The following is a 26,836-nucleotide window of genomic DNA, read 5'->3' as shown; positions in this document are numbered from 1 at the left end:
CGAGCCGTCCCTACGGGAGCCCGTGCACGTGCGGTCCCACCGCGTTCGACCAGGTGTTGCCGGCCGTCGCGTCCCAGTTCGTCGACCAGGTCATGGCGCCGCGCAGGTCCGGGTAGGTCCTGGAGGGCTTGAAGGAGCCGCAGTTGGTGCCCTTGGTGAGGCAGTCGAGGGCGTTGTTCACGATGCTGGGGGAGACGTAGCCGCTGCCCGCGCCCCTTGTCGAGGCCGGCAGGCCGAGGCCCACCTGGGACGGCGCGAGGCCGCCCTCCAGCTGGATGCAGGCGAGGGCGGTGAGGAAGTCCACCGAGCCCTGGGAGTACACCTTGCCGTCGCAGCCGAGCATCGAACCGCTGTTGTAGTACTGCATGTTGACGACGGTGAGGATGTCCTTGATGTTCAGGGCCGTCTGGAAGTAGCCGTTCGACGTGGACTGCATGTCGATCGTCTGCGGGGCCATCGTGATGATCAGCGAGGAGCCCGCCTTCGAGGACAGGGACCGCAGCGCCTGCGTCATGTACGTGGCGTTGAGGCCGTTCTCCAGGTCGATGTCGACGCCGTCGAAGCCGTACGTCTGCATCAGGGTGTAGACGGAGTTGGCGAAGTTCGTCGCCGAGACGGAGTCGTTCACGGCGACCGTGCCGCGCTCGCCGCCGATCGAGATGATCACCTTCTTGCCCGCGGCCTGCTTGGCCCGGACGTCCGCCTTGAACTGGTCGACGGTGTAGCCGCCGAGCCCGGCCGAGTCGAGGTTGAAGGTCACGGCGCCCGGTGTCGTCGTGGCATCGGCGAAGGACACCGCGATGATGTCGTACTGGGACTGGACGTCGGAGATCTTCTGGACGGCCGCGCCGTTGTTGAAGTTCTGCCAGTAACCCGTCACCGCGTGCTTGGGCAGCCCGGTCCCGCCGCCCGAGTTCGCCTTGGTCGTCCCGGTGACCGCCGTCGACTTCACCGACTCACCGGCCGAGTTCGTCGCGGTGACCTGGAAGGAGTACGACGTGGCGGCGGCGAGGCCGGTGACCGTCGCCGAGGTGCCCGTCACCGCGAGCACCTTCGTACCGGCGCGGTAGACGTTGTAGCCGGTCGCGTCCGACACCGTGTTCCAGGCGAGGGAGACGGAGGAGGAGGTCGTGGACGCCACGTTCAGGCCGGCCGGTGTCGACGGGACGACCGGATCGGGGTCGCCGCCTCCGCCCCCGTCGGGCCCGAACACGGACACGTCGTCGGCGAAGTAGGCCGCCTGTCCGTACCAGCCGTGCGTGTAGACGGTCACGGACGTCGTGGACGAGCCCGTCGTGAAGGACGTCGTCAGCTGCTTCCAGGAGGAGGAGTCCGGGGTCCAGGTGGACACGTCCGTCGTGCCCGTGCCGCTCGTCCCGAGGTACGCGTACCCGCCCTGCACCCACGCGCTCAGCGTGTACGTCGAGTTGGGCTTCACCGCCACGGTCTGGCTGCACCGGGCGTTGTCCTGCCCGGCGGGCGTGGCCTTGAGGGCGGACGCGCCGCCGTGCACGGGGGAGGAGACGGCGGCGCCGCTGCCCGCCGAGCAGGTCCAGTTGGAGAGCCCCGACTCGTAACCGGCGTTCTTGGTGTTGTTGACGTCGGCGGCCGAGGCCTGGCCGGCTCCGGCGAGGGAGAGGACGGACGCCGCGAGCGCGGTGGCGAGGGCTGCCGCCCAGGTCCGTCTGCGTCTGGGCATGCCTGGTACGCGGTCCACTGGGGCCTCCGGTGGGGGAGTGGGAGTCAAAAGTGGGGGACGACTACGGTGGCCACCGCTGGAGGACCAAGGTGGTCCAGACCAATCCGGTTGTCAAGACCTCTGACCGAGGTCAACGCCCTTGCCGTACCGTCGAGTTGAGGCATATGCGCCTCACTCTGTGTGGATCACCCACGCACCTTGTGTGAGGTGATCTCGCGGATCCGGTGTTGAGTGGCCCATGCCGTGGATAAGGTGCAGTTGCAGAAGGGCGCACAGTGACAAATTCGCGTTCTTCCGTGAAGGTTTGATGGCGAAGTCAGGGGCGATCTGAGGCGGTGGTTGACCACCCCGCCGCAGTGAACGGGGTGGTGTGCAGCGTGCCGACCGCGATAGCCGTCACCAGTTCCGACCTGGTGCTCCCACCGCACGACCGGCAGACCCCGCCCGCCGCCGTCCAGCCCCTCGAAAGCCTCGAAAGCTCCCTCACCGGGATGCACGCGCTCATCGAGCAGCACGGATACGTGATCGCGCTGTACCCGGCCTCCACATCGGGTGACGTCACCCGGCGGCTGCACGCCGTGCGCTCCGTCCTGGAGAGCGACCGCATCGCGCTGCTCGGCCTGGACCTGCCGCCGCTCGGACTTGCCCTGCTCGCCCAGCAGTTGCGCCAGCTCTCCGTCTGCGACTTCAGCCCCGGCGTGCTCGCCTCCTCCGCGCGGCTGCTCGCCCACTACATCTACGCGGGCGCCCTGCTCGGCTCGGTCGCCAAGCTGGACCGCATCCCCGTGTCCCTGAAGTCGCACGCCAAGTCATGGGTGCCGGGCGCCCAGTTCGCCGTACTGGCCAATCCGCGGCCCCAACTGGTCCGCGTCGGCCAGGAGGAGCTCACCGGGCCCGAGTTCGGGACACGGATGCTCGTCGCGGCCGGACAACTGCCCGCCGAGTGGCTCACCGGGACGCTCGCGCCCGCCTGGCGCGTCCAGGGCGTCACGACCGTGCCCCTGCCCGCCGAGTCCACACGCTGGTGGGGCACGGGCAAGGTCGCCGAGTTCGCCGCCGGGCTCTACGACGTGTCCGTGCTGTACCAACTCGTCTCGTCCGTGCGGCGCGAGGAGTGTCACTGGTGCGGTCTTGAACTCATCGGCGACCGCTGTGGATTCTGTGCGGCGCCTTTGCCACCGCCCCAGGAGCTTCCGAGGGCCACGGTGCGGGCAGCTTCTTCGGTACGTGCCCTGCCCCGAGGGGCTTCGTAAACCACGTAAGTCATGTACGTACACCTGAATAACGGTGCACAACAGGCACGTAGAACGAGATACGAGGCACACGCAGCACCACATATTTGGCACCAGGCACCAGCAATACGCACCCAGCACCAGGCACAACCGCTCGACCCCGCTGTCCCCGCCCTCCCCCGATCGAGGTTGTCCGCGTCATGAATTCACGCCAGCGCCGCGGCGTCATCCTGCTGGTCCTCTCGGCCCTGTGCGCCCTGGGCGCCTTCGCCGGAGTGCTCTCGGTGATCCGCGACGTGAACTCGAAGGTCGGCCCCGAGGTCGCGGCGTACCGCCTGAAGGACGACGTCGCGCCCTACCGGGAGCTGACGTCCGACCAGTTCGAGAAGGTCTCGATGCCCGAGCGGTGGCTGTCGTCCACCGCCGTCACCAATCTCTCCGAGATCCGCGGCAAGATCGCGGTCACCCGGCTGGAGAAGGGCTCGCTGCTCCAGAGGGACATGATCGTGGACCGGCCCGAACTGGAGGCCGGCCAGCAGGAGATCGCGATCATGATCGACGCGGCGACCGGTGTGGCGGGCAAGATCAACCCGGGCTCACGGGTCAACATCTACGCCACGTTCAAGGACGAGACCGACAACGGCAAGGACCAGTCGAAGGTCATCGTCGAGGACGCCCGCGTCATCGACGTCGGCAAGCTGACCGCCCTCGACCCGGGCCAGTCGAGCAACGACCGCCGCCGCACCGCGAACGAGGCGGTCCCGATCACCTTCGCCCTCGACACCGCCGACGCCCAACGCGTCGCGTACGCCGAGTCGTTCGCCGAACACGTCCGCCTGGCGCTGGTCGCGGGCGGCACCGACGCCACCGTCGCCCCCGGCGACCGCACGTACACCCTCGACGAGGACAAGTAGGAGGCCGTGATGCGCTCAGCCCCCACGTGGCCAGGCCGAGGGAACGGCGTGCCAGGCCGAGGCCGAGGGACCGGCCGATGACCATCCGCATCCTGCCCGCCGTCGGCGACATCGACTCGGCCCGCGCGCTCAGCACACTGCTGAGCCAGCTCGCCGACGCCGAGCCCGCGCCGCCAGTAGCGGACACCACGGCCCTGCTGGACACCCTGGCCCGCCTCGCCGCCGACTCCCTGGAGGAGCTGCCCGAGGTCGTCCTCGTCCACGAGCGGATCGGCCCGGTCCCGGCGCTCGACGTCATCCGCGACCTGGTGATGAGCTTCCCGGCCGTCGGTGTCGTCCTCATCACCGCCGACACGAGCACCAACGTGCTCACCGCCGCCATGGACTCCGGCGCCCGCGGCATCATCGGCCTGCCCCTCGGCTACGACGCCCTCGCCGAACGCGTCCACGCGGCCGCCGCCTGGTCCATGGGCATGCGGCGCCATCTCGGCAGCGGCACACCCGAGTTGTACACCGGACCCGGCGGCCGGGTCGTCACCGTCACCGGGGCGAAGGGTGGCGTGGGCGCCACCGTCGCCGCGGTCCAGCTCGCCCTGGCCGCCCAGGCGTCGGGCCGCTCCGTGGCCCTGCTCGACCTGGACCTCCAGTCGGGGGACGTGGCCTCGTACCTCGACGTGCAGTTCCGCCGCTCCATCGCCGACCTCGCCGGGATCAGCGACATCAACCCGCGCGTGCTCCAGGACGCCGTCTACACCCACGACACCGGACTCGGCCTCCTCCTCGCCCCCGCCGAGGGCGAACGCGGCGAGGAGATCACCGACCGGGTGGCCCGCCAGGTCCTCGCCGCCCTGCGCTCCCGCTACGAGGTCGTGGTCGTCGACTGCGGCGCCCAGCTGAACGCCGCGAACGCGGCGGCCGTCGAACTGGCCGACCAGGCGCTGCTGTTGGTGACCCCCGACGTGGTCGCCGTCCGCGCCGCCAAACGCATGGTCCGCATGTGGGACCGCCTCCAGATCCGCAAGGCCGAGGAGACCCTGACCGTCGTCAACCGCTTCTCCCGCGGTACGGAGATACAGCCCTCCCTCGTCGAACGCGTCACCGGCACGAAGGTCGCCCGTTCCACGGTGCCCGCCGCCTTCAAGGAGCTCCAGTCGGTGGTGGACGCCGGCCGCATGCAGGACCTGGACGCCCGCTCCACCGTCAAGCAGGCGCTGTGGGCCCTGGCGGGCGAGCTGGATCTGGTGGTCAAGCAGGAGGGCGGTGGCGGCGGCCGGCGTCGTAAGACGTCCTCGGACCGGGGGGCCCTCGCCCTGCGCCGCAAGGGCGGCGACCGAGGAGCGGTCACCCTCGAATTCGCCGGGATGTTCCCGATCCTGCTGGTCGTGATGACGATCCTGTGGCAGTGCGTGCTGTACGGCTACACGTACTCCCTCGCGGGGAACGCGGCGGACGAGGCGGCGCGGGCCGCGACGGCGGCGAACGCGGTGACTCCGGGGGCGTATGCCGGTGCCTGCGCGGAAGCGGGAAGCGAGCACCTCCCGGACTCCTGGCAGGGCGCGACCATCAACTGCGGCGAGGACGGCACGGTCATGCGGGCCACGGTCACCGCCCAGGTCCCGCTGTTCTTCCCGGGCTTCGACGCGGGCTGGGAGGTCCAGGCCGAGGCGGGCGCGGCCCTGGAAGGGGAGGACGACTGATGAGCGTGCTCCGCAGGATCTGGCGCAGGGCCCGGGACGACCGAGGCGTCTCCATGCTGGAGTTCGCCGGATTCCTGCCCATCCTGCTGCTCATCGGGATGGCCACCATCCAGCTGGGCCTCGTCGGATACGCCGCCAACCAGGCGGGCTCCGGCGCCCGGGCCGCCGCGCGGGTCGCCTCGCAGGACGGAGCGGGGGAGGCGGCCGGCCAAGCCGCCATGAGCGACTGGCTGGACGCGAACGTATCCGCACCCAAGGGCGGCGACACGACCACCGCCACCGTGACCGTGCAGGTCCCGCTCCTCCTCCCGTTCGTGGGCGAGGGCTGGACCGTGACCAAGCGCGCCACGATGCCCAATGACAACGACGACTGAACCCGTGCCGAACCGACCTCCCCCGGAAGGGAGTTGAAGACATGAGCCTCAGGGCCCGTATCGCCGCCCCCGAAGAGGGCGGATCAGGCCGCGAGGACGGCCACCTCGTCGCCGTCTACCGTGCCAAGCTGCTCGAAGAGATCGACCTCGCCGAGATGTCGAGCCTCGCGGCGGCCGAGCGGCGGATGCGTCTGGAGCGCGTGCTCGGGCACATCATCAGCCGCGAGGGCCCGGTCCTGTCGTCGGCCGAGCGCTCCCAGCTGATCAGAAGGGTCGTCGACGAGGCACTGGGCCTCGGCGTCCTCGAACCACTCCTCGCCGACGCGTCCATCACCGAGATCATGGTCAACGGACCGGACTCGATCTTCGTGGAGCGGGCGGGCCGCGTGGAGCAGCTCCCGCTCCGGTTCGCCTCGAACGAGCAGCTGATGCAGACCATCGAGCGCATAGTCTCCACGGTCAACCGCCGCGTGGACGAGTCGAATCCGATGGTCGACGCCCGCCTCCCCACCGGCGAGCGCGTCAACGTCATCATCCCGCCGCTCGCCCTCACCGGCCCGACCCTCACGATCCGCCGCTTCCCGCGCGCGTACACACTCCCGGAGCTGATCGGCCTCGGCTCGCTCGACGAGCAGATGCTGATGCTGCTCGCCGCGTTCGTCCGGGCCCGCTTCAACGTCATCGTCAGCGGCGGTACGGGCTCCGGCAAGACCACGCTCCTGAACGCGCTCTCCGGCCTCGTCCCGTCCCACGAGCGCATCATCACCATCGAGGACTCCGCCGAACTCCAGCTCCAGCAGGAGCATGTGATCCGCCTCGAATCCCGCCCCCCGAACGTGGAGGGCAAGGGCCAGATCACCATCCGCGACCTGGTCCGCAACTCGCTGCGAATGCGCCCCGACCGCATCATCGTCGGTGAGGTCCGCGGCGGCGAGACCCTCGACATGCTCCAGGCCATGTCGACGGGCCACGACGGCTCCCTCGCGACCGTCCACTCGAACTCCGCCGAGGACGCCCTGATGAGGCTCCAGACCCTCGGCTCGATGTCCGAGGTCCAGATCCCCTTCGAGGCGCTCAAGGACCAGATCAACTCCGCGGTCGACGTCATCGTCCAGCTCACCCGCCACGCCGACGGCTCCCGCAAGGTCACCGAGATCGCCCTGCTGGTCTCGCACGGCCGCGAACAGTTCCGCGTCGTCCCGGTCACCCGCTTCGTGCCGCGCCCGACGGGTCCCGACCGTGTCGTCCACGGCCACTTCGAACACCTGCCGCTGCCCCGCTCGGTCGCCGAGAAGCTGTACGTCGCCAACGAGCCCCTGCCGCCCGCCTTCGGGGTCGCCGAGGCCATCGACGTCCTCAACACGAGGCAGGCCATCGGATGACCGCCCGGACGCTCCGCCGGACGACCCCCACCACCGAGACCGACAAGACTGATGAGAGGAGCGAGCCGTGAACAACCAGGCCCTGCTCGCCCTCGGCGGCACCGTCCTGTGCGGCACACTCGCCGTCGCGGGCGTGCACACGTACGCGTCGGGCCGCGCCCAGCGCCAGGCCCTCGTCGACCGCCTCTCCGGCGGCGGCCCGCTGCGCACCGCGGCCGGCCGCGCCCGCCGCTTCGCCGCCGTCGACCGCCGGCTGCGCCGCACCCGCCTCGGCCGCACGATCCAGCTTCGTCTCTCGGCGACGGGACTCGACCTGACCGCGGGCGAGTTCTTCACGTACGTCGCCGCCGTGGTCGTCGGCCTCTGGCTGACCGCGGCCGCCGCCCTGGCCCCGTTCTTCGGCCCCATCGCGGGCCTGGCGGGCATCTGGAGCGCGGCGATCTTCCTCAACTGGCAGCGCCAGAAGCGCATCGAGGCCTTCATCAACCAACTCCCCGACGTGGCACGCCTGCTGGCCAACGCGGCGGCGGCCGGCCTCGCCCTGCGCACGGCCCTGGCGATGGCGGCGGAGGAGCTGGAGGCCCCGGCGGGCGAGGAACTGGCCCGGGTGGCCGACCAGTTGACCCTGGGCCGCTCGGTCGACGACGCCCTCGGCGAACTGGCCGAACGCCTTCCGTCCCGCGAACTGGTCGTCCTCGTCACGACCCTCGTCCTGTCCAACAAGGCGGGCGGCTCGGTCGTCAACTCCCTGCGGAACCTCACCCAGACCCTGGAGGACCGCAAGGAGACCCGCCGCGAGGTCCGCACCATGCTCTCCGAGGTCAACGCGACCGCCTTCACGGTCCCCCTCCTCGGCGTCGGCTCGCTCCTCCTCATCAACTCCTCGAACGAGGGCGCCCTGGCCAAGGTGACCGGCTCCCCGCTCGGCCAGACCCTGGTGCTCATCGCCATGGGCCTCTACACCATCGGCTTCTTCGTCATCCGCCGCCTCGGCAAGATCGAAGTATGAGGAGGAGGGGATTACGTTGCTGGCCTTGCTCCTTGCCGCACTGACCGGCCTCGCCGTCGGGGGCATGCTCCTCGGCATCCGCATGTACCGCGCGGAGGCCAAGCTCCCCGGCGACATGGCGCTGGCCCTGGAGGTTGGAGCCACCCGCGTCTCGAAGTCCGACTCGGCCGTCGACCGCCTCGGCATGCGGTTCGCCCCGCTCGTCCTGCGGCTGATGGGCCCCCGCCGCGTCGACGCCAAACGCCGCCGCATCGACATGGCGGGCAACCCCGGCGGCCTGACCCTGAACCGCTACGCGGCCCGTCGCGCGGTGTATGGGGTCTTCGGCGTCCTGCTCTTCCTGATCTTCCTCACCAACGGACAGCCGCTCTTCTCGCTGATGGCCCTGGCCTTCGGCCTGCTCGCCGCCGACGCCCTCATCTGGCAGGCCATCCGCGAACGCAAGGAGGTCATCGACCGCACCCTCCCTGACTTCCTGGACGTCCTGGCGGTCGTGGTGTCCGCGGGGCTCGGCTTCCGCCAGGCCCTGGACCGGGTCGCGGACCACTACGAGGGCCCGTGGGCGGACGAACTGCGCATCACGCTGCGCCAGATGGACATGGGCGTCAGCCGCCGCCAGGCCTTCGACGAACTGCGCAGGCGCAACTCCTCCGAACAGGTCGCCCAGTTCGTCTCGGCGCTCCAGCAGGGCGAGGAGCTGGGCTCCCCGATCGCGGACACCCTCATCCAGCTCGCCACGGACATGCGCCGCACCGACGCCCAGAACTCCCGCCGCCGGGCCGCCAAGACGATCCCCAAGGCCACCATGGTCACCCTGGTCTTCATGCTCCCCGCCACGATGATCCTCATCGCCACAGGCATGTTCCTGGGCTCCGGCTCGAACTTCGGCTCGATCCTGGGGCGCTGAGATGGCAGTGGACTGGGAACGCGTGCGCCGGGCAGCGCCCCGCAGGGGGCGCTGTCAGGGGCGCGGGGAACTGCGCGCCCAGCCACAACCGGCCCGCAGCCAACGCCCAACCCTTTCCCCGGGCGGCGGCCCCGCCAAGTGGGCCACAGGCTACTTCGCAGACGACGCGGCAGCCCCCGGCAGCGTCCGTCTCCAGCTCAACGCCCTCCAGGCCCTCTGCCGCCAGGCGTTCGCGGTCAGGCTCACCCTGATCGCGATCGGCGCCCCCTTCGCGACGGCCAACGCGACGGACGGCCCGCCCCGCTACGGCGTCCTCGCCGCGGCGGTCCTCGGCGTCATGGGCTCGTACGCCATGCTCAGGGACTGGGACCGCTTCGCCCCCCGCTTGCTGGCCCACCCCACCCTCATGGCGGTGGACCTGGTCTTCGGCGCGATACTCCTGCTGACCGCGTCCCCCGCCTCCCCCCTCGCGTACGCGGCCGTCTGCACCCCGCTCCTGGCGGGCCTGCTGTACGGCTGGCGCGGCTCCGGAGTCTTCACGGGGCTCCAACTCGTCGTGCTGCTCACGGTGTTCAGAGCCTGGGAACACCGTCCGGGCGCCGGCGCCAGTACCCTCCTGGTCGCCGGCTTCTGCATCGCGGCAGGGATCGTCGGGGTCACCCTCCGCAACCTGATGTTCCGCTTCGGCACGGCCAGCCAGGCCCTCGCCGAGGCCAACTCCCGGCTGGCCGTCGCGGAGGCGGTCGAGTCCGAACGGGCCCGGCTGGCCCGGGAGATGCACGACTCCGTGGCGAAGACCCTGCACGGCCTGGCCCTGGCCGCCGAGGCCCTCGCGGTCGCCGCCGACCACGACACGGACCCCCGCGCCCTCAAGTCCCAGGCCACGGCGGTGGCAGGCGCGGCCCGTCGCGCGGCGGCGGAGTCCCGCGACCTGCTGACGGACCTCCGCCACCACACCGCGATGTCGACGCCGCCCATGGACCTCGGCACGGAACTGACAGCGAGGGCGGCGGACTTCACCTCCCGCACAGGCATCACGGCGAGCGTCGACTACACGGCGCCCCTCACGCTCGTACTGCCGCCCGAGGCGTCCCGCCACCTTCTGGCGATCCTCTCGGAGGCACTGGAGAACACGCACCGCCACGCGACGGGGGCGACCCGGGTGGACGTGACCCTCGACGCCTCGCCCTCCTCCCTCCACCTGACCGTGCGGGACGACGGAACCGGCACGGCCGTATCCCTCGATGACGTACAACACCTGGCGAAATCCGGCCACTTCGGCCTGCTGGGCATGCTGGAGCGCGCGGCCTCGATGGGCGCGGGCCTCCGGCTGCACCGAGCCGAGCAGGGCGGCACGGAGGTCAAGGTCGACCTCCCGCTGGCCGCCGCCCTGCCGGTATCCCCCTCACACACTCCTCAAGAGGAGGCCGCACATGCCTGACCAGGCACTTCCCGGCCCGCCCCTACGAGTGCTCGTGGCCGACGACAACCCCGTCGTCCGGGCGGGCCTGGCGGCCCTGCTCGACGCCCACCCCGACATCCGGGTCACGGCCCGGGCGTCGAACGGTGCGGAGGCGCTCACGGCCGCGACCCGCCACCGCCCCGACGTGATCCTCCTTGACGTCCGCATGCCGGGCACGGACGGCCTCACGGCACTGCCTTCGCTGGCCGCGCTGGCTCCCGTGATGATGCTGACCTACAGCCGTGAACCCGAGGTGGTGGCACAGACGTTGAGCCTGGGAGCCGTCGGTTACCTCGTGCACGGCGAGTTCACGGCGGACGAACTGATCACCGCCGTCCGTGACTTGAGTGACGGAAGGGCCACCTTCACGGCCTCCGCCGCCGAGGCCGCCGCTGTGTCGAATTCACTCGGTGTTTCGTACGAACCGAACGAAATCTCTTCGCATCTGCAATCGGTTGTGGGACAGTCGTCGAAGGCTCGACCCGCCTCCGCGGCGGCGCTCCACCGTCGCGGCCGCAACCCACTGGAATTCGGGCTGAGTTCACGGGAGGTGGAGGTCATGGATCTCATCGCGGCCGGCATGAATAACCGGCAGATCGCCGCCACGTGCTTCATCAGCGAGAAGACCGTCAAGAACCACATCAATCGCATCTTCGCAAAGCTGCACAGTTCAACGCGCAGCGAAGCGATCGCCCACTGGCTGGGCACGGCCCACGGGGGGTGGAACCGGTGACTCCGAACTCGGGAAGTTGGGCCCCTGGACCCACCCGGAGTAGGCGTGTTCTCACGTACGGTGCGCGGGACGGTAGTGGTTTTGGGTGGGAGGGAAGGGATCACTGTGACCAAGAGCCTGCAGCCGGAGACGTCCATGAAGGCGAAGCGAGCGGTTCGGGGGTGGGTCCGCACCGTTGCCTCCCGAACGCGAGGACGGGACCGGGACGCGGGAGCGGGCTTCGTGGAGTACGCGGGCCTGATGATCCTGATCGCGGGAATCTTCACGCTGATCGACGGGCTCGGGCTCGACGGCCTGATCTCGGGAGCGATCCTGACAGCGGTCACCAGCGTCGTCGGAGGCTGATCACCGCACCTCTGCGAATTTCCGCACCTCTGCGAAGCGACCGAGGGTCGACTCTCCCCATCTACATCTGGCTGACGGGGATTCTGCTCTTCGCCGCGTTCGCGTTCTTCGCATTCGCTCAAGCGGCGTCCGCCCGGAATGGAGCTCAATCCGCGGCGGACGCCGCTGCGTTGGCGGCGGCGCAGGACGCCCGCGACGAGCTGATGGAAGGCCTCGGAGCCGCCATCGGCGCGGACGGCAATTGGCTGGACTGGCTCGACGGCGACCAGTTCGAGGGCGTCGGAGCCACGGCCGCGGCACAGCAACTGGCCGGCGAGAACGACTCGACCGTCCAGGGCGGTGCTCAACCGACCACCATTGGCGGCTTTCCCGGGTTCCGGGTGGCCATCGAGACGAACTACACGGTGGGCGACTCGATCATCCCGGGCACGGAGACCCAGCATGCCAACGCGCATGCCACGGCCGTCATCGAACCGCGGTGTGATCTCCCCGTGGACGCCGATCCCACGAAGCTCGTCACCCTCGACTGCGACGGCGAAGTGGTGAACATCGACCCCGAAGATTTCGATTTGGACGACCTTCCGGACGCGTCCGTGCTGTTCTCTGTGCAACTGGCCGAGTGAAAGGAAGCCGTACCGATGAACATTCGGCGCACCACGAAGGGCCGCACGGTAATGACCGCGGTGGCGATCACGACTGGGCTGGTCCTCACGGTGGCCGGCTGCGGCGGTGGGGGAGACGACGGCGCCTCGGACAAGAAGACGTCGTCCTCGTCGCCTGCGAAGAACGACGACGGGGACGACGACAAGCAGGAGTCCCAGGCCCCTCCCGCCAAGGAGACGCTGGCGGAGGTCAAGGCCGGCGGTCTGACCCTGGCCGTCACGTCGGCCGTCCGTGACGACGGCGGCTTCGTCACCGTCGAGGGAACGGTGACGAACGGCAGCGGCAAGCCGTGGGTCGCCGCGGACTGGCGGGGCGACGAGAGCGAACTGGCCAAGAACGGCGGGTCGATCGCCGGCGCCAGCCTGGTCGACCAGACGGGCAAGAAGAAGTACCTCGTCCTGCGCGACACGGAAGGGCGCTGCCTGTGCACCCGGTTCACCGGCGGTGTGCTGTCGGGCGCCACCACGGAGTGGTTCGCCCAGTTCCCCGCCCCACCCGAGGACACCACCAAGGTCTCCTTCCAGGTCGGCTCCATGCCCCCCGCCGCCGTCGAGCTCTCCGAGGGCGAGTGACCATGTCCCTCACCCTCCGCACCACCGCGATCACCTTCACCGCCCTCACCACGCTCGTTTTCCTGACACCGCTCACCCCGGCCCAGGCGGACGACGAGGACCCGAGTGCTCCGCCGGGCAGTGTGAGCAGTTCTCCACCTCCTGAAGTGGACGCGAACAGCCCGGGGCTGAAGCTCGCCGACGGCGCCACGCTCGCGCCCGCGCGGGTGCTGGACATCAAGTCGGTCGTCGAGGACCTCGGCGGCGAGGAACGCCGCGTGGACACCAACGAGGACGTGACGTTCGCGCTCCAGGCGGAGGTCCTCTTCCCGAAGGACAGCTCGAAGCTCAACCCCGAGGCACGGTCCCGCATCAAGGCGATCGCGGACGAGATCAAGGCCCAGAACGCCACGAACGTCCGCGTCTTCGGCTTCACCGACAACCTCGGCTCGTACGCCCACGGCCTGACCCTCTCCAAGAACCGCGCCGAGGTCGTCCACGAGGAACTCGCCTCCGCCCTCGGCGACACGAACGTCACCTTCGCGGTACGCGGCTACAGCGAGGACTACCCGATCGCCGACAACACCTCGGAACAGGGCCGCCGCAAGAACCGCCGCGTGGAGGTGACGTTCCCGAAGGGCGGCTAGTCCCCGTCACCCGCCTCCCGGGACTCGCGCCGCGTGGGTGCGCAATTCGTCGAAGTGCTCCCCGGTTTCCACGACCGGCCCCGAGGCATGGTGCCCCCATGTCGAGGCCCGACCGCACGGCAACACCGCCCACATCCGCGTACCCCCTCCCGGCTCCCGCGCCTCACCGAATCCCCAGTCGCCCTCGCAGGCCCGCACGACGCAGCCGAGCAGGCGCAACGACGCTCGGCGGCGGGTGTCGCAGGCGGCGGCGAGGCGGAGGTTGGTGTGGCGCGGGTGCCCGTCGTAGACGATGACGCGCAGGGCTCGGTCCCGAAGGCGGAGGGAGAGATAGACCTTGTCCGCGGGCGTGAACCGACACGCGACGGCGACCAGTTCGCCCACCGTCTGCTCGGCGGGGTCGACCAGCGCACCGAGCCCGTGCGCGACCAGTACGGTACGGGTCGCCGCCCGGGCGATCGCCGACGATCTGAGTGTGGCGGGCAGGGTGAGGCTGTACGCGAGGGATTCGGGCGCGGGGGCGGAGTGGTCGCCCTGGACGGCGCAGAGGGAAATGGGCATGCGGAACTCCCGTGCGGTGAGTCGAGGTACGTCGTGTCCGGTGACGCGACGATCACGGCGGCCAGTGGCTCGTCTCCCTGACGCGGGCCCGCCCCTCCCAGGGAAGGAGTACCGGGGCATGCTCGCGCGATGCACTGCCAACTGCCGTGTGTAGCGTGTGCGTTACTCAACGTAGAGCATGTGGGAGTACGTGTACTACATATCGACCGGAATTCACCCCGATCGTGGTGGACCCGTCTGCTCGCACGGAGGCAGACTTGCCCTGTCACGGGGCCGAACTGGAGGGGCGCATGCCGCCGAGGAGCACACCGACCGAGCGGCAGCGACGGCTCGGTGCGGAGCTGCGCAAACTGCGTGCTGCCGCAGGCATGACGACGGAGTACGCCGCAGGGCTGCTCGGCGTTCCGCGCACGAACGTGCCGAACATGGAGTCCGGCCGGTCCGGCATCAGCCCTGAACGCGTACGTACCCTCGCAGCCAACTACGGCTGCGCGGACGAGGCGCTTGTTGAGGCGCTGGCCGACATGGCCGCCGAGCGCGACAAAGGCTGGTGGGAGACGTACCGGGGTCAACTCCCGGCGAGCTTCGTGGACATCGCCGAGATGGAGTGGCGCGCCAAGCGCCTCCGCATCGCGCTGACCGTGCACCTGCCGGGACTGCTTCAGACCGAGGACCACGCCCGCGCGGTCTTCGAGGCGGTGATCCCCCGCCTGCCCGCCGCCGACGTCGCCGTACGCCTGGCGCACCGCATGGACCGGCAGCAGGTGCTCGACCGACCCGAACCGCCCGTCCTCGACGTCATCGTCCATGAGGCTGCCCTACGCATGGAGTTCGGCGGCACAGCCGTGGCGCGGCGGCAACTGGCGCACATCCTGTACCTGTCGGAGTGCGACCACACCACCGTGCGGGTCATCCCCTTCAAGGCAGGCGGCTTTCCTGGAGCCGGACAGTCGGTCGTGTACGCGGAATCCTCCGTCCCCACCCTCGACACCGTGGAACTCGACAGCACGCACGGACCGGAGTTCATCGACATCGAGATGCAGCTACATAAGTACCGGGCCCAGCTCGACGCGGCGGAGGCCGTGGCCCTGGCCCCCGACGCGTCACGCGATTTCATCCAGAAACTCGCAGCCGACCTCTAGGAGACACAGCCGTGCCGGACATCACCTGGGAACCCCCCTTCTGCGGAGAGGGCGCCAACTGCTTCCGCATAGGCACCGACACCTCCGGCAACGCCTACATCGCCCTCGCGGGAGCCGAGGACACGTATCTCACCGACACCCGCGAAGCCCTCCGCACGCTCATCCAGGACATCAAGGCAGGCAAGGCGGACCACCTCCTGTGACCCCCGCACCCCCACCCCCTGTCATCGTCCCCAACGCCCGCCGGATCGTGGCGATCATCGCCCCCGGGGCGTGGAACACCTGCTCCGCCGTGAACCGCAGCGCGCCCCGCACCTCGGCGCACTGCTGAAGGTCGTTGAAACGGGCGACATCGCGACGGTGGTCCTCGCGGCTGCCGTGATAGGCGTAGCCCTCGATCTCGACGGCGACGCCCTGTGCCCGGAACAGGAAGTCGGGGCGCAGCACGCGTCCGGTGAAGGTGACGACCTCGGCCTGCGTCTCGGGGTACAGGCCGGCGTCATACATCCGCAGCCGCGCCATCGTCTCCGCCGGTGAACCGCACGCCGGGTCGGCGAGTGCGAGCCACTCCCGGGCCCGGACGGCACCACGCCTCCGCTGCCCGAGTGCGGTGGCGACCGTGTCGAGACGGGTGAGCGGCGCCCGCCGGATCCGCCGCTCGCGCTCGCGGTCACCCACGCCGACCGAGCGGCGGGCGAGCGCCGAGTCGACGGCCACCACCGCTTCGTCCCGCGGCCCCGACAGCAACAGGTCGGCCAGCGTGCGGTCGACGCTCGTGATCCGCAACCCGTCACGCTCGACCACGTCACCAGCAGGCAGCGCACTGCGGTGCACCCGCACGCTCTTCCGCTTCCGTACCCCTTCGGGATCGGTGAACTCCGCCTCCACCCGCAGCAGTTCGATCCGCCAGAGCCAGGCTGCCGCCCGGTGACTGACGACGAACCCCGGAGCGGCGAACTGCACGGCCCTGAGCCTCGTGCGGAGATCCACTCCCACCCCCGGCTCCGCCCACGCACCCTCACCGAGCGCGGTCCACCCCTCCTCCTTCAGACACCGATAGAGCCCGGACCGAGACCACCCCTTGCCCAGAGCCCACGCCGTAACCAACACCCCACCCACAGCCACATCCCGCAACTCCCGCACCCCCCAACCTTCCCGCACCCCCTCTTCTCGGGCCCCGCCCTGTGGATAACCCCAGCGAGTCGAGGGAGTGGGGAGGCGAATGTCTTCCGAGTCCCAGACATCGACCGACGCAAGGGTCTCTGACCTGGGGTTACGAGGAAACGCTGACGAACCTCCTGGGACGGTGGGCCCAATTGCTCGCGCCCTTGTCCGGGGCGCGCTGATATCTGCGGAGCTTGAGGGCGTTGTGTGCCATGTGAGTGGTGGGTAGGAAGGCCCCATGACTGCACTAGGTGCCGTGTTCCGGCCTCAGCTGCCCCCAGAACGTCTGCGTGCGATGGTCCGTACGGCGGAGGATGCGGGGCTGGAGGAGTTGTGGTTGTGGGAGGACTGTTTTCTGGAAGGCGGGATCTCCGCGGCGGCGGCAGCGCTGGCCTGGACGGAACGGCTGCGGGTGGGAGTGGGGCTGTTGCCCGTGCCGTTGCGGAACGTTGCCGTGACGGCGATGGAGACCGCCACTCTGGACCGGCTCTTCCCGGGGCGGGCGATCGTCGGCGTCGGGCACGGCGTACAGGACTGGATGGGGCAGGTCGGGGCGCGGGCCGAGTCGCCCGTGACGCTGCTGCGTGAGTACCTCGTGGCGTTGCGCGCACTGCTGCGGGGCGAGCGCGTGACCACGGACGGCCGGTACGTGAAGCTCGACGGCGTCGCCCTCGACTGGCCCCCGCAGACACTGGTGGAGATCCTCGCGGGAGCCACCGGCCCGCGTACGCTCCGGCTCTCGGGCGAGTTCGCGGACGGCACCATCCTCACCTCAGGTACGTCCCCTGAGGGCGTACGCAAGGCGTGCCAACTCATCGACGAGGGGCGGAAGTCGGCCTCCCGCGACGGCAGGCACGAGGTCGTCGTCTACCTCCTCACCGCCACCGGCCCGGACGCCGCCGCGCGCCTCCGCGCCGAGCTGGAGGCGGACGGCGTGGCGTCGGTCCCAGACCTCGGGGTCGCCGGGGACGCGAAAGCGGTCGCGGAGGCCGTCCGTCGCCTCGCGGACGCCGGCGCCGACACCGTGATCCTCCAGCCGACCGCCGACGAACCGGACCCCGAGGGCTTCCTGCGCTTCACCGCCGAGGACGTACGCCCCCTCGTCCCGTAACGGCCCCGAGCCGCCACACGCACCCCGGCACGTACAGCCCGGAATTCGGTCGCGGCACACGAACCCCGCCTGTCACCATCGCCGGATGAGCCCGACCACTCCCTCCTTCGAAGAGCTCGTCGCCGAAGCCGAAGCCGTTCCCACCGAGGGCTGGGACTTCTCGTGGTTCGAGGGGCGGGCCACCGAGGAGCGGCCCTCCTGGGGATATGCGCGAGCCATGGGTGAGCGGCTGGCGACGGCGGAGGCGGCGCTCGACATCCAGACCGGTGGTGGCGAAGTGCTGGCGTCGGCGCGGGAGTTGCCGCGGCTGACCGTCGCCACCGAGGGCTGGCCGCCGAACGTCGCCAAGGCCACCGCCCTGCTCCACCCGCGCGGCGCGGTGGTCGTCGCCTCGCCGGAAGACGCCCCGCTGCCGTTCGGCGACGCGGCGTTCGACCTCGTCGTGAGCAGGCACCCGGTGACGGCGCACTGGACGGAGATCGCCCGCGTCCTCGTGCCCGGCGGCACCTACTTCGCCCAGCACGTGGGCCCCAGCAGCGCGTACGAACTCGTCGAGTACTTCCTCGGCCCGCAGCCGGAGGCCAACCGCAACGCCCGCCATCCGGACCACGAGCGCGCCGGAGCCGAGGCGGCCGGACTTGAGATCGTGGATCTGCGCGCGGAGCGGCTGCGGATGGAGTTCCACGACATCGGGGCGGTCGTGCACTTCCTGCGGAAGGTGGTGTGGATGGTGCCGGGCTTCACCGTGGACCAGTACCGGACCCGGCTCCTGGACCTGCACGAGCGGATCGTGGCCGAGGGCCCGTTCGTGGCCCACAGCTCCCGCCACCTCGTCGAGGCGCGCCGGCCGTAGAGCGCGCGGCGGGCATGTCGAGCGTGGCGCGAACAAGTCCCGGAGGGTTGGGCGGAGTTGACGTCCGACGGTTACGCGTGCGGGCCCGCCGTCACCTTTCCCACCACCAGCTCCGGTGTGGCCTCCAGGACTTCACCGACCCGCTCCACCTGTTCCCGCAGCTCCCGCTCCTGCGCCTTGGTGAACCGGCCCAGGGGCTCCACCGTCACCGTGGTCCGCCTGCCCTGCCGCCGCTGGTGCCAGACCCCGGCCACCACACCGTCGACGAGCAGCACGGGATAGTTCCCCGCCTGCCCGCCCGCCAGGGCCCGCTCGTACGCCGCGCCGGGGAACATCCGCTCGCGGGGCTGCGCGGCGATGGCGTACGCGTCGAAGTAGGGGAGCAGCCGCATCCCGCGTACGGCCCCCGTCGGGAAATCCGTGTCGCCCGCCACCACCCAGGCCGGCGCCCCCTCGAAGTCGACCTCCTCGATCCCGCCCGCGGAAGTCAGCGAGGTGAAGAGGTCGGCGGCCCAACCTCGGGGCGCGGCAGCCCACTTGGCGAAGTGCTGCGGCGTCGCGGGACCGTACGCGTGCAAATAGTGGTGCACGAGCGTGGCGAGCGCCTCGTCCGCGGGGAGCGGGGCGAAGTGCGGCGGGCGGGTGTAGGCGGCCTTGCGGCCGCGGTTGGGGGCGAAGCACAGCGCGCCCAGCTGGCCCGCGCGATGCATGACCTGCCGCCAGCGCGGCCACTTGCCCTGGAACGCCTCCATCACCAGGTCACCGGCCCACGGGCCGGTGCGGGCCACGACCTCCTCGGACAACTCGTCGATGGTCAGCTGCCGCCCGTCGAGGGCGTCACCGATCGCGGCGACGACCTGCTCCTCCTGCCCGGGCGTCATCCGCACGTCCGGCGGGGCGCCCGCGCCGCTCGGCACGGCGGTCAGCGCGGCGCTCCAGAAGGGGAGCTCGGCGGCGGCCAGGAGATGGATCGTGCCGCGCGGCCCGTACGTCTTCACCACACTCCGGTCGTCCCACAGCGCCGCGCGCACGTCCTGGCGGGTGGCGCCACCGAGCCTCAGGCCGACGGAGAGCTCGGCCGCCGACAGGACCTGCGCATGCGTGGCGAGCAGCGTGGAAACGACCTCGGCGACAGGTGTGCCGGCCGGCGCGGGCACTCCCAGCAGTTGCCGCTCGTAGCGCCGCGCGCTCGCCTCGGCCCATGTGATCCTCGATGTCATGGCGGCGACGGTAGACCGGAACCAGGTCAGATCCTGTCCGCTGCCCCGGTCTTGGGAGGAGTCGACCATGTCGAAGGGCAAGGGGCCCTACAGCTGTGGCCTGGACGCGGCCGTGGATGTCGTGGGCGGCAAGTGGAAGCCGATGATCCTCTGGGAGCTGCACGTGGGCGGCACCCTGCGCTTCGGGGAGCTGCGCCGGAACATCGGGGGCGGGCACTCCCCGGGAATCAGCGAGAAGGTGCTCAGCCGGCAGTTGCGCGAACTGGAGACCGACGGAGTGGTGCACCGGGAGGTGTACGGCGAGGTGCCACCCCGCGTGGAGTACTCGCTCACCGAGCTGGGCAAGGCACTGAACACCGCGCTCCTGCCGCTGGGCGAATGGGGTGATCTGCACATGAAGGAAATTGTCGCCCGTAAACACCCAGGTCTAAGCAAAGAGCCGCCGGTCGGCGCCCAGTCCGGGTGAGGGTCTTCACGAAAATCCCGGAACGCTCACAGGGTTTCCACATCGTTACCCCGGATGGTCCGTCGCACCTCCCCGGCTCACGTAAATTCGAAGCAAGGTAATTCGCGTGAGCAAAGCTGCGCGGGACGGTACCGCGCGGAGGAGGGGGCCGCGCGGTGCCCTGCCGAAAGCGCCCGGGGGCGCGTTCGGGAGTCCCGTACGGGGTTCCGGGTGCGGACGGAATCACGAAGCGGCCGCGGCCGCGAAACCATCCTTGGCGTCAAGTGGACGTTCCCGGGCCCTTCACCCTTGGGGCGTACGTCCGAGGCGGATGGCCCAATACCCCAGAACCGCTCGGAAACCCCCTGGTTCCCTCCGGATTCGCCTCCGCCGCCTTGGAATCCGCTGTGATTCGGCCATGTTCTGCCCTTGAATGAACGCTTCCGCACCCATCCAGGCGTTGCCGGGCGACTCCGGAGAGTAGTTGTGGCACGCCGATGCACGCAGCATCACTCACGAAGGGTTATGGTGGAAACCCCCCCTCGGGCCGGTCCGTCTCCCCCCCACGGACCGGCCCGTTTTTTGTGCGCTCACACGCCCCGGCGTACGCCCCTGAGGTGCCATCGCCCGTACCGACGTCGGTGCCGTCGCCTGTGCAGTCGTCCCGCACGGCCCGCCCTCGCCCCGTACCGCCCGGAGAGCAGAAGGCCTTGCACCCCAAGGGGGAGCGGCGCTTCAGCAGCGGTAGGGTGTCGCCCTCGGGGGACCGTTATCTGCACGGAGGGGCTGACGAAAACGTGAACCTGCGCGACAACCTGCGCCGCTTGCTGGTCAGGTTCTATGCACGCAGGGTGGAAGGCCACCTTGACCACGACCAGGTGCCCAAGCACATCGGGGTCATCATGGACGGCAACCGGCGCTGGGCGAAGGCGGCGGGCAACACCGCCGCCCAGGGACACCGGGCCGGCGCCGACAAGATCGAGGAATTCCTCGGCTGGTGCTCCGAGACCGACGTCGAGGTCGTCACCCTCTGGCTGTTGTCCACGGACAACTTCGACCGCCCGGAGGAAGAGCTCGTACCGCTGCTCGGCATCATCGAGAACGTCGTGAGCTCGCTCGCCGCCGACGGCCGCTGGCGTGTGCACCACGTCGGCACGCCGGACATCCTGCCCTCCCGGATGCAGACCGTCCTGAAGGAGGCCGAGGAGTCCACCGCGCACGTCGACGGAATACTCGTGAACTGCGCCATCGGCTACGGCGGCCGCCAGGAGATCGCCGACGCCGTGCGCTCGATGATCCTCGACCACGCCGAGAAGGGCACCTCGATGGAGGAGCTCGCCGACCAGGTCGACACCGACATGATCGGCAAGCACCTCTACACCAGCGCCCAGCCCGACCCCGACCTCGTGATCCGTACGAGCGGTGAGCAGCGGCTGTCCGGGTTCATGCTCTGGCAGACGGCCCACTCCGAGTACTACTTCTGTGAGGTCTTCTGGCCGGCCTTCCGCAAGGTCGACTTCCTGCGCGCGATGCGCGACTACGCGGCGCGACACCGCCGCTACGGAGGCTAGACGCTCCGCTGGTTGCGGGTTGTTCGCTGCGGGCCCGAGTGGGCTGGTCGCGCAGTTCCCCGCGCCCCTTACGGGGCGCAGCAGGTACGTACGTCATTTGGAGTTAACGAACGCGCCGCTTCGTGATCTGGCATGGCATCGCGCGTTCGAGGGCATAAGCCTTGCAGGTCGACACCCGAACCACGGGTGTCGTATCTCAGCGGACGGCACGGGGCCGTCCGCCCGGGAGGCCCTTTGCACCAGCCCGACCGTGCGGTCAGTACGGACGAAGCGGAGAGGGCCGGTAGTCGGCCCGTGCATCGCGGCCGGACACCGGTCCAGCTCTCCTCCGTCGCTCCCCGACCTCATCCGAGGGGGTACGTCCTTCCGTGGTGACCAGCACAAAGCGCCGTATGCCAGACCGGCGCACCTATGTTCTCGACACCAGCGTCCTGCTGGCCGACCCGCACGCCATGAACCGCTTCGACGAGCACGAAGTAGTGCTTCCGATCGTCGTGGTCACGGAATTGGAGGCCAAGCGGCACCATCCCGAACTCGGCTACTTCGCCCGGCAGGCCCTGCGCCTGCTGGACGACTACCGGGTGAAGTACGGCCGTCTCGATGCCCCCATCCCCACCGGGGAACTGGGCGGGACCGTACGTGTCGAGCTCAATCACTCGGACCCCAGCGTGCTGCCCAGCGGCTATCGCCTGGGGGACAACGACTCCCGCATCCTCGCGGTCGCCCGCAATCTGCAGGCCGAGGGGTTCGACGTCACAGTCGTGTCGAAGGACCTGCCGCTCAGGATCAAGGCCTCCTCGGTCGGGCTTCTCGCCGAGGAGTACCGCGCGGAGCTCGCCATCACGGGCTCCTCCGGCTGGACCGGAATGTCCGAACTGACGCTCTCCGGCGAGCAGGTGGACCTCCTCTTCGACCAGGAGACCCTGTACGTCCCCGAGGCGTCCGACTACCCGGTCCACACGGGCCTGATGATCCAGTCCGAGCGTGGCAAGGCCCTGGGGCGCGTGACGGCCGAGGGCAACGTCCGGCTCGTACGGGGTGATCGGGAGGCCTTCGGCATCAAGGGCCGCAGCGCGGAGCAGCGCATCGCGCTGGATCTGCTGCTCGACCCGGACGTCGGGATCGTCTCGATGGGCGGCCGGGCCGGCACCGGAAAGTCGGCGCTCGCCCTGTGCGCGGGCCTGGAGGCCGTGCTCGAGCGGCGCCAGCACCAGAAGGTGATGGTCTTCCGTCCGCTCTACGCGGTCGGCGGGCAGGAGCTCGGCTATCTGCCCGGCTCCGAGTCCGAGAAGATGGGCCCCTGGGCGCAGGCGGTCTTCGACACGCTCTCCGCGGTCACCAGCCGCGAAGTCATCGAAGAGGTCACCGCGCGCGGAATGCTGGAGGTCCTGCCGCTCACGCACATCCGCGGCCGCTCCCTCCACGACGCGTTCGTGATCGTGGACGAGGCCCAATCCCTGGAACGGAACGTCCTGTTGACCGTTCTGTCCCGAATCGGCGCGAATTCACGGGTGATCCTGACCCATGACGTGGCCCAGCGGGACAACCTCAGGGTCGGCCGGTACGACGGTGTCGTGGCCGTCGTGGAGAAGCTGAAGGGTCATCCGCTCTTCGCGCACGTCACACTCACCAGGTCCGAGCGGTCCCAGATTGCGGCGCTTGTGACCGAAATGCTGGAGGACGGGCACATCTGATCAAGGTCGCCCCACCCGTCCGGTCTGTCCAACGGGTGGTGGCTACACGGTAATTGACGCCGTCCGGCAAAGGCTGAAGAGCATAGCCGGGCGGCGTCCTGGCGTGTGCTCGTTTCCGAAAAACTCCTGGGCCAAACGAGGTGTGAGCTTTCACACCCGACACAGAATTGCCTTCCGTTGTCGGGGTGCGGCAGAGTCTCACTCCTGTCAGGCCCCGCATACGACACACCTGTGCCCCCAGCGGTACGGCACCACAGAAGTAACAGAACTCCATAAAGCCGTCGTATGCCGCCCGAGCACCACGCGGCGCTCCCTTCATGGGAGTTGCCCATCGGGCCCGCGCCTCCCGTGACCCCGCAGTTGGGAGGCCAGCGTCAAGGGCACGATTGCGTCCGCGAGGGTCACCTGTAGCGGGCGATGCTGGAAGGAAACCGTGTGAGCCGGATTTCGGTCCGGGGATTCGCAGTGGCCTCGGCCACCGCGGTCACCGCTGTCGGCGCTGTCACCGGTGTTGCCTCGGGCAACACCGCGTCCTCGAGCGACGACGCGGAGGCAACGGCAGCAGGCGCGACGCTTCTCGCGGACATACCCGCGGGTGCGCAGGCGCAGGTGCAGACCGCATCCCTGACTCAGCAGGCCGACTCGCAGGCCATCGCGGCCGACGCGACCGCCAAGAAGGACGCCGAGGAGTCTGCGCGCAAGCAGGCCGCCAAGGACGCCGTCGCCAAGCAGAAGGCCGCGGAGAAGGCCGAGCAGGAGGCGAAGGAGCGCAAGGAAGCCCTGAAGGCTGCCAGCCGTTCCGCCACGCGTGACGCCTCCAGTTTCCCGACGCAGTCCTCGTACAGCGTCGCGGAGATCCAGGCGATGGCGCGCCAGATCGTCCCGGCGGACCAGTTCCAGTGCTTCAGCACCATCGTGGACCACGAGTCCAGCTGGAACTACCGGGCGGACAACCCCACCTCGGACGCCTACGGTCTGATGCAGGCGCTGCCCGGCTCCAAGATGTCCTCCGCCGGCGCGGACTGGGCGACCAACCCGGCCACCCAGATCAAGTGGGGCCTCGGCTACATGAACGACCGGTACGGCAGCCCTTGCGGAGCCTGGGACTTCTGGCAGTCCAACAACTACTACTAGGCCGACAGCCACTCGGTCCTCTCAACCTTTTCAGAGCCCCTCACCGTCCTACGGTGAGGGGCTTCTGCCATGTACGGTCGATGCCGACGACTCCAGGGGGGAGTGGTGGGGCACGACGGGGAAAAGGGACGGATCATGTCGCGAGTGCCAGGGTGGCTCAGCCGGGTCGGCGCCGGACTCACCGAAATGGGAGACCGGTTGAGCGCACGCCGCGCGCAGGCCGAGGAGGACGACGACTTCGGCGGGGACGGCGACTTCGGCCGGAGCAACGGCATCGACCGGAGCGGCAAGGACAGCTCCGACGCCCGGGCCGCGTCCACCGAGACCGGCACGCCCCCTCCCTCCTACCCTCCCTCGGACACTCTCGTGGCAGCCCCGGCCCCCGCCGCTCGCCCCGATCCCGCCGCGGCCGTCCCCTGGGGCATGCGGGTCGCCGCCGAGGCCGGCTGGCGACTGCTCGTACTCGCGGGCACCGTCTGGGTGTTGATGCGCGTCATCAGCGCCGTGCAGCTCGTCGTCCTCGCCTTCGTCGCCGCGCTCCTCATCACCGCGCTGCTCCAGCCCACCGTGGCGCGACTGCGGCGGTACGGGGTGCCGCGCGGGCTCGCCACCGCGCTGACCGCGACCCTCGGCTTCGTGGTCATGGGGCTCGTCGGATGGTTCGTGGTCTGGCAGGTCATGGAGAACATCGACAACCTCTCCGACCAGATCCAGGACGGCATCGACGAGTTGCAGCGCTGGCTGCTCAACAGCCCGTTCCACGTCACCGAGGACCAGATCAAGGACATCGCCAAGAGCCTGCGCGAGGCCGTCGGCGCCAACACGGACGAGATCACGTCGGCGGGCCTGGAAGGCGTCACCGTCATCGTCGAGGCCCTCACCGGCATCCTCCTCACGATGTTCTCCACGCTCTTCCTCCTCTACGACGGCAAGCGCATCTGGCAGTGGACGCTCAAGCTCGTGCCCGCGGCGGCGCGGCCCGGGGTGGCGGGGGCCGGTCCGCGTGCCTGGCGCACGCTCACGGCCTATGTCCGCGGGACGGTGATAGTCGCGTTGATCGACGCCATCTTCATCGGCCTGGGCATCTTCTTCCTGGACGTCCCGATGGCTGTCCCGCTGGCCGTCTTCATCTTCCTGTTCGCGTTCATCCCGCTGGTCGGTGCCGTCGTCTCGGGTGCGCTGGCGGTGGTGGTCGCGCTGGTGACGCAGGGGGTCTTCACCGCGGTCATGGCGCTGCTCGTCGTGCTCGCCGTCCAGCAGATCGAGGGCCACATCCTCCAGCCGTTCATCCTCGGCCGGGCGGTTCGGGTCCATCCGCTCGCCGTCGTCCTTTCGGTGGCGGCGGGTGGGATGGTCGCGGGGATCGGCGGCGCGGTCGTCGCCGTCCCGCTCGTCGCCGTCACCAACACGGTGGTCGGCTACCTGCGTTCGTACTCCCAGGAGCCGGCGTTGCGTACGTCGCCGGTGCCGCGGGGGGCGACGGCGACGGGGGTGGCCCCGGTGGAACACCGGCCGCCGTCGTAGGGCGTCCCCGTCCCCTGGGGCTCCGCCCCAGACCCCGTGGGATGCGATCTCGGGTGCGGGCCCGGTAGGGGCTGGTCGCGCAGTTCCCCGCGCCCCTTTTCAGGGGCGCGGGGAACTGCGCAGCGGCGGGGGCGAAGAAGATCCGAAGCCCCGCCCACCGGCGGAGCTACTCCGCCAGTACCGCCTCCGAGTCCAGGGTGACTCCCACCGCCTGGACGACCGCCGCGATCTTGAACGCCTCCTGGACCGTCTCCCGGTCGACACCGGCCTTGCGGAGCACCTGTTCGTGGGAGTCGAGACACTCCCCGCACCCATTGATCGCGGACACGGCCAGCGACCACAGCTCGAAGTCGACCTTCTCCACACCCGGGTTGCCGATCACGTTCATACGGAGCCCGGCCCGCAGGGTCCCGTACGCCGGGTCGGAGAGCAGATGCCGCGTGCGGTGGAAGACGTTGTTCATCGCCATGACCGCCGCGGCGGACTTGGCCGCCGTGTACGCCTCGGGCGAGAGCTTCGCGTTGGCCTCCTCCTCCAGTTCACGGAGGACACGGGGAGACCGGGAGGCGATGGCGCAGACGAGTACCGTCCCCCACAGCTGCTGCTGCGTCAGCGCGGAGTTGCCGAGCACCGAACCGAGGTTCAGCCGGAGGTCCTTGGCGTAGTCCGGGATCGCGGACTTCAGCGCGTCGAGCGACATGGTTCACTCACCGGCCGGCGGTTCGAAGGCGGGCGGACGGTCACCTACGGCGAGCATGGGGCTCCTCTTGGGTGACGGAAGAGACCGCTACGCGGCCTTCCG

General features: G+C 69.9%; 27 protein-coding genes. 22 read left to right on the top strand and 5 right to left on the bottom strand.

Annotation, left to right across the window (positions count from 1 at the left end; all coding sequences use genetic code 11):
• Window positions 1–10: 10 nt before the first annotated feature.
• On the bottom strand, window positions 11–1,699 hold the full coding sequence (locus QF035_RS20035) for a chitinase (RefSeq protein WP_307521798.1): 1,689 nt from the start codon (window positions 1,697–1,699) through the stop codon (window positions 11–13).
• A 377-nt stretch (window positions 1,700–2,076) separates the two neighbouring features.
• Here QF035_RS20035 and QF035_RS20030 point away from each other — a divergent pair, with 377 nt between their 5' ends.
• The 13 genes from QF035_RS20030 to QF035_RS19970 all read left to right on the top strand — a co-directional run bounded on the left by QF035_RS20030 (window position 2,077) and on the right by QF035_RS19970 (window position 13,615).
• Window positions 2,077–2,952, top strand: a complete 876-nt coding sequence (locus tag QF035_RS20030) for a hypothetical protein (protein WP_307521796.1) — start codon at window positions 2,077–2,079, stop codon at window positions 2,950–2,952.
• Window positions 2,953–3,131: 179 nt separating this feature from the next.
• Window positions 3,132–3,845, top strand: a complete 714-nt coding sequence (cpaB, locus tag QF035_RS20025) for a Flp pilus assembly protein CpaB (protein ID WP_307521795.1) — start codon at window positions 3,132–3,134, stop codon at window positions 3,843–3,845.
• Between the two features lie 77 nt (window positions 3,846–3,922).
• Window positions 3,923–5,542, top strand: a complete 1,620-nt coding sequence (locus tag QF035_RS20020) for an AAA family ATPase (RefSeq protein ID WP_307521794.1) — start codon at window positions 3,923–3,925, stop codon at window positions 5,540–5,542.
• Window positions 5,542–5,916, top strand: coding sequence for a TadE/TadG family type IV pilus assembly protein (locus QF035_RS20015; protein ID WP_055614463.1), 375 nt, complete (start codon window positions 5,542–5,544; stop codon window positions 5,914–5,916). The genes QF035_RS20020 and QF035_RS20015 overlap by 1 nt, the downstream gene beginning before the upstream one ends.
• Before the next feature lie 41 nt (window positions 5,917–5,957).
• Window positions 5,958–7,298: a CpaF family protein gene (locus QF035_RS20010; protein ID WP_307521792.1), complete on the top strand. Its 1,341-nt coding sequence runs from the start codon at window positions 5,958–5,960 to the stop codon at window positions 7,296–7,298.
• Window positions 7,299–7,365: 67 nt separating this feature from the next.
• Window positions 7,366–8,307 (top strand): type II secretion system F family protein, encoded by a 942-nt coding sequence (locus tag QF035_RS20005; RefSeq protein ID WP_307521790.1) that lies wholly within the window; start codon window positions 7,366–7,368, stop codon window positions 8,305–8,307.
• Window positions 8,308–8,323: 16 nt separating this feature from the next.
• The gene (locus QF035_RS20000; RefSeq protein ID WP_307521789.1) at window positions 8,324–9,214 is read left to right on the top strand and encodes a DUF5936 domain-containing protein; all 891 of its coding nucleotides are present in this window, start codon (window positions 8,324–8,326) and stop codon (window positions 9,212–9,214) included.
• Between the two features lies 1 nt (window position 9,215).
• Window positions 9,216–10,655, top strand: coding sequence for a sensor histidine kinase (locus tag QF035_RS19995; protein WP_307521788.1), 1,440 nt, complete (start codon window positions 9,216–9,218; stop codon window positions 10,653–10,655).
• Entirely contained in the window at window positions 10,648–11,409 is a 762-nt protein-coding gene (locus QF035_RS19990) for a response regulator transcription factor (RefSeq protein ID WP_307521787.1), read from the top strand. The genes QF035_RS19995 and QF035_RS19990 overlap by 8 nt, the downstream gene beginning before the upstream one ends.
• Window positions 11,410–11,544: 135 nt before the next feature.
• Entirely contained in the window at window positions 11,545–11,754 is a 210-nt protein-coding gene (locus QF035_RS19985) for a hypothetical protein (protein WP_307531245.1), read from the top strand.
• Window positions 11,751–12,377 carry a pilus assembly protein TadG-related protein gene (locus QF035_RS19980; RefSeq protein WP_307531244.1) on the top strand — a complete coding sequence of 209 codons (627 nt, stop codon included), beginning with the start codon at window positions 11,751–11,753 and terminating at the stop codon, window positions 12,375–12,377. Before QF035_RS19985 ends, QF035_RS19980 begins: the two co-directional genes overlap by 4 nt.
• Window positions 12,378–12,392: 15 nt before the next feature.
• Window positions 12,393–12,989 (top strand): hypothetical protein, encoded by a 597-nt coding sequence (locus QF035_RS19975; protein ID WP_307521786.1) that lies wholly within the window; start codon window positions 12,393–12,395, stop codon window positions 12,987–12,989.
• 2 nt (window positions 12,990–12,991) lie between these two features.
• Window positions 12,992–13,615, top strand: coding sequence for an OmpA family protein (locus tag QF035_RS19970; protein WP_307521784.1), 624 nt, complete (start codon window positions 12,992–12,994; stop codon window positions 13,613–13,615).
• 6 nt (window positions 13,616–13,621) lie between these two features.
• Here QF035_RS19970 and QF035_RS19965 read toward each other — a convergent pair whose 3' ends face one another.
• Entirely contained in the window at window positions 13,622–14,176 is a 555-nt protein-coding gene (locus QF035_RS19965) for an ATP-binding protein (RefSeq protein WP_307521783.1), read from the bottom strand.
• A gap of 257 nt (window positions 14,177–14,433) precedes the next feature.
• On the opposite strand from QF035_RS19965, the gene QF035_RS19960 reads away from it, so the two are divergent.
• Both QF035_RS19960 and QF035_RS19955 read left to right on the top strand, forming a co-directional pair.
• On the top strand, window positions 14,434–15,318 hold the full coding sequence (locus QF035_RS19960; protein WP_307521782.1) for a helix-turn-helix domain-containing protein: 885 nt from the start codon (window positions 14,434–14,436) through the stop codon (window positions 15,316–15,318).
• An 11-nt stretch (window positions 15,319–15,329) separates the two neighbouring features.
• Window positions 15,330–15,521: a hypothetical protein gene (locus tag QF035_RS19955; protein ID WP_307521781.1), complete on the top strand. Its 192-nt coding sequence runs from the start codon at window positions 15,330–15,332 to the stop codon at window positions 15,519–15,521.
• Here the strand turns inward: QF035_RS19955 and QF035_RS19950 are convergent.
• Window positions 15,490–16,314, bottom strand: a complete 825-nt coding sequence (locus tag QF035_RS19950) for a hypothetical protein (protein ID WP_307521780.1) — start codon at window positions 16,312–16,314, stop codon at window positions 15,490–15,492. The genes QF035_RS19955 and QF035_RS19950 overlap by 32 nt on opposite strands.
• Window positions 16,315–16,720: 406 nt before the next feature.
• Here QF035_RS19950 and QF035_RS19945 point away from each other — a divergent pair, with 406 nt between their 5' ends.
• Window positions 16,721–17,593, top strand: coding sequence for an LLM class flavin-dependent oxidoreductase (locus QF035_RS19945; protein WP_307521779.1), 873 nt, complete (start codon window positions 16,721–16,723; stop codon window positions 17,591–17,593).
• Between the two features lie 85 nt (window positions 17,594–17,678).
• Window positions 17,679–18,446, top strand: a complete 768-nt coding sequence (locus tag QF035_RS19940; protein ID WP_307521777.1) for a class I SAM-dependent methyltransferase — start codon at window positions 17,679–17,681, stop codon at window positions 18,444–18,446.
• A 71-nt stretch (window positions 18,447–18,517) separates the two neighbouring features.
• On the opposite strand, the gene QF035_RS19935 is transcribed toward QF035_RS19940, so the two are convergent.
• Window positions 18,518–19,666, bottom strand: coding sequence for a winged helix DNA-binding domain-containing protein (locus QF035_RS19935; RefSeq protein ID WP_307521776.1), 1,149 nt, complete (start codon window positions 19,664–19,666; stop codon window positions 18,518–18,520).
• Window positions 19,667–19,733: 67 nt separating this feature from the next.
• On the opposite strand from QF035_RS19935, the gene QF035_RS19930 reads away from it, so the two are divergent.
• The 5 genes from QF035_RS19930 to QF035_RS19910 all read left to right on the top strand — a co-directional run bounded on the left by QF035_RS19930 (window position 19,734) and on the right by QF035_RS19910 (window position 26,034).
• The gene (locus QF035_RS19930) at window positions 19,734–20,132 is read left to right on the top strand and encodes a winged helix-turn-helix transcriptional regulator (RefSeq protein ID WP_307521775.1); all 399 of its coding nucleotides are present in this window, start codon (window positions 19,734–19,736) and stop codon (window positions 20,130–20,132) included.
• A 776-nt stretch (window positions 20,133–20,908) separates the two neighbouring features.
• Window positions 20,909–21,682: an isoprenyl transferase gene (locus tag QF035_RS19925; protein WP_307521773.1), complete on the top strand. Its 774-nt coding sequence runs from the start codon at window positions 20,909–20,911 to the stop codon at window positions 21,680–21,682.
• Window positions 21,683–22,050: 368 nt separating this feature from the next.
• Window positions 22,051–23,376 (top strand): PhoH family protein, encoded by a 1,326-nt coding sequence (locus QF035_RS19920; RefSeq protein ID WP_307521772.1) that lies wholly within the window; start codon window positions 22,051–22,053, stop codon window positions 23,374–23,376.
• Window positions 23,377–23,793: 417 nt separating this feature from the next.
• A complete protein-coding gene (locus tag QF035_RS19915; RefSeq protein WP_307521771.1) occupies window positions 23,794–24,510 on the top strand; it encodes a transglycosylase SLT domain-containing protein in 717 nt (238 codons plus the stop codon).
• A gap of 135 nt (window positions 24,511–24,645) precedes the next feature.
• Complete coding sequence (locus QF035_RS19910) at window positions 24,646–26,034, top strand: AI-2E family transporter (RefSeq protein WP_307521770.1); 1,389 nt, start codon at window positions 24,646–24,648, stop codon at window positions 26,032–26,034.
• Between the two features lie 166 nt (window positions 26,035–26,200).
• Here the strand turns inward: QF035_RS19910 and QF035_RS19905 are convergent, their stop codons facing one another.
• Window positions 26,201–26,734 carry an alkyl hydroperoxide reductase gene (locus QF035_RS19905; protein ID WP_307521769.1) on the bottom strand — a complete coding sequence of 178 codons (534 nt, stop codon included), beginning with the start codon at window positions 26,732–26,734 and terminating at the stop codon, window positions 26,201–26,203.
• Between the last annotated feature and the right edge of the window lie 102 nt (window positions 26,735–26,836).

Source organism: Streptomyces umbrinus, from assembly GCF_030817415.1.
Classification (GTDB): domain Bacteria; phylum Actinomycetota; class Actinomycetes; order Streptomycetales; family Streptomycetaceae; genus Streptomyces; species Streptomyces umbrinus_A.
This window is presented reverse-complemented; position numbering and strand designations above follow the sequence as displayed.

Bases quoted from the DNA above. Each gene is read 5' to 3' on its own strand.
- QF035_RS19915 (WP_307521771.1), top strand. From the start codon at position 23,794: ATGCTGGAAGGAAACCGTGTGAGCCGGATTTCGGTCCGGGGATTCGCA.
- QF035_RS19985 (WP_307531245.1), top strand. From the start codon at position 11,545: ATGAAGGCGAAGCGAGCGGTTCGGGGGTGGGTCCGCACCGTTGCCTCC.
- QF035_RS19975 (WP_307521786.1), top strand. From the start codon at position 12,393: ATGAACATTCGGCGCACCACGAAGGGCCGCACGGTAATGACCGCGGTG.
- QF035_RS19940 (WP_307521777.1), top strand. From the start codon at position 17,679: ATGAGCCCGACCACTCCCTCCTTCGAAGAGCTCGTCGCCGAAGCCGAA.
- QF035_RS20035 (WP_307521798.1), bottom strand. From the start codon at position 1,699: ATGCCCAGACGCAGACGGACCTGGGCGGCAGCCCTCGCCACCGCGCTC.
- QF035_RS19945 (WP_307521779.1), top strand. From the start codon at position 16,721: ATGACTGCACTAGGTGCCGTGTTCCGGCCTCAGCTGCCCCCAGAACGT.
- QF035_RS20010 (WP_307521792.1), top strand. From the start codon at position 5,958: ATGAGCCTCAGGGCCCGTATCGCCGCCCCCGAAGAGGGCGGATCAGGC.
- QF035_RS19905 (WP_307521769.1), bottom strand. From the start codon at position 26,734: ATGTCGCTCGACGCGCTGAAGTCCGCGATCCCGGACTACGCCAAGGAC.
- cpaB (WP_307521795.1), top strand. From the start codon at position 3,132: ATGAATTCACGCCAGCGCCGCGGCGTCATCCTGCTGGTCCTCTCGGCC.
- QF035_RS19930 (WP_307521775.1), top strand. From the start codon at position 19,734: ATGTCGAAGGGCAAGGGGCCCTACAGCTGTGGCCTGGACGCGGCCGTG.
- QF035_RS19910 (WP_307521770.1), top strand. From the start codon at position 24,646: ATGTCGCGAGTGCCAGGGTGGCTCAGCCGGGTCGGCGCCGGACTCACC.
- QF035_RS19990 (WP_307521787.1), top strand. From the start codon at position 10,648: ATGCCTGACCAGGCACTTCCCGGCCCGCCCCTACGAGTGCTCGTGGCC.
- QF035_RS20020 (WP_307521794.1), top strand. From the start codon at position 3,923: ATGACCATCCGCATCCTGCCCGCCGTCGGCGACATCGACTCGGCCCGC.
- QF035_RS19935 (WP_307521776.1), bottom strand. From the start codon at position 19,666: ATGACATCGAGGATCACATGGGCCGAGGCGAGCGCGCGGCGCTACGAG.
- QF035_RS19970 (WP_307521784.1), top strand. From the start codon at position 12,992: ATGTCCCTCACCCTCCGCACCACCGCGATCACCTTCACCGCCCTCACC.
- QF035_RS19995 (WP_307521788.1), top strand. From the start codon at position 9,216: ATGGCAGTGGACTGGGAACGCGTGCGCCGGGCAGCGCCCCGCAGGGGG.
- QF035_RS20015 (WP_055614463.1), top strand. From the start codon at position 5,542: ATGAGCGTGCTCCGCAGGATCTGGCGCAGGGCCCGGGACGACCGAGGC.
- QF035_RS19965 (WP_307521783.1), bottom strand. From the start codon at position 14,176: ATGCCCATTTCCCTCTGCGCCGTCCAGGGCGACCACTCCGCCCCCGCG.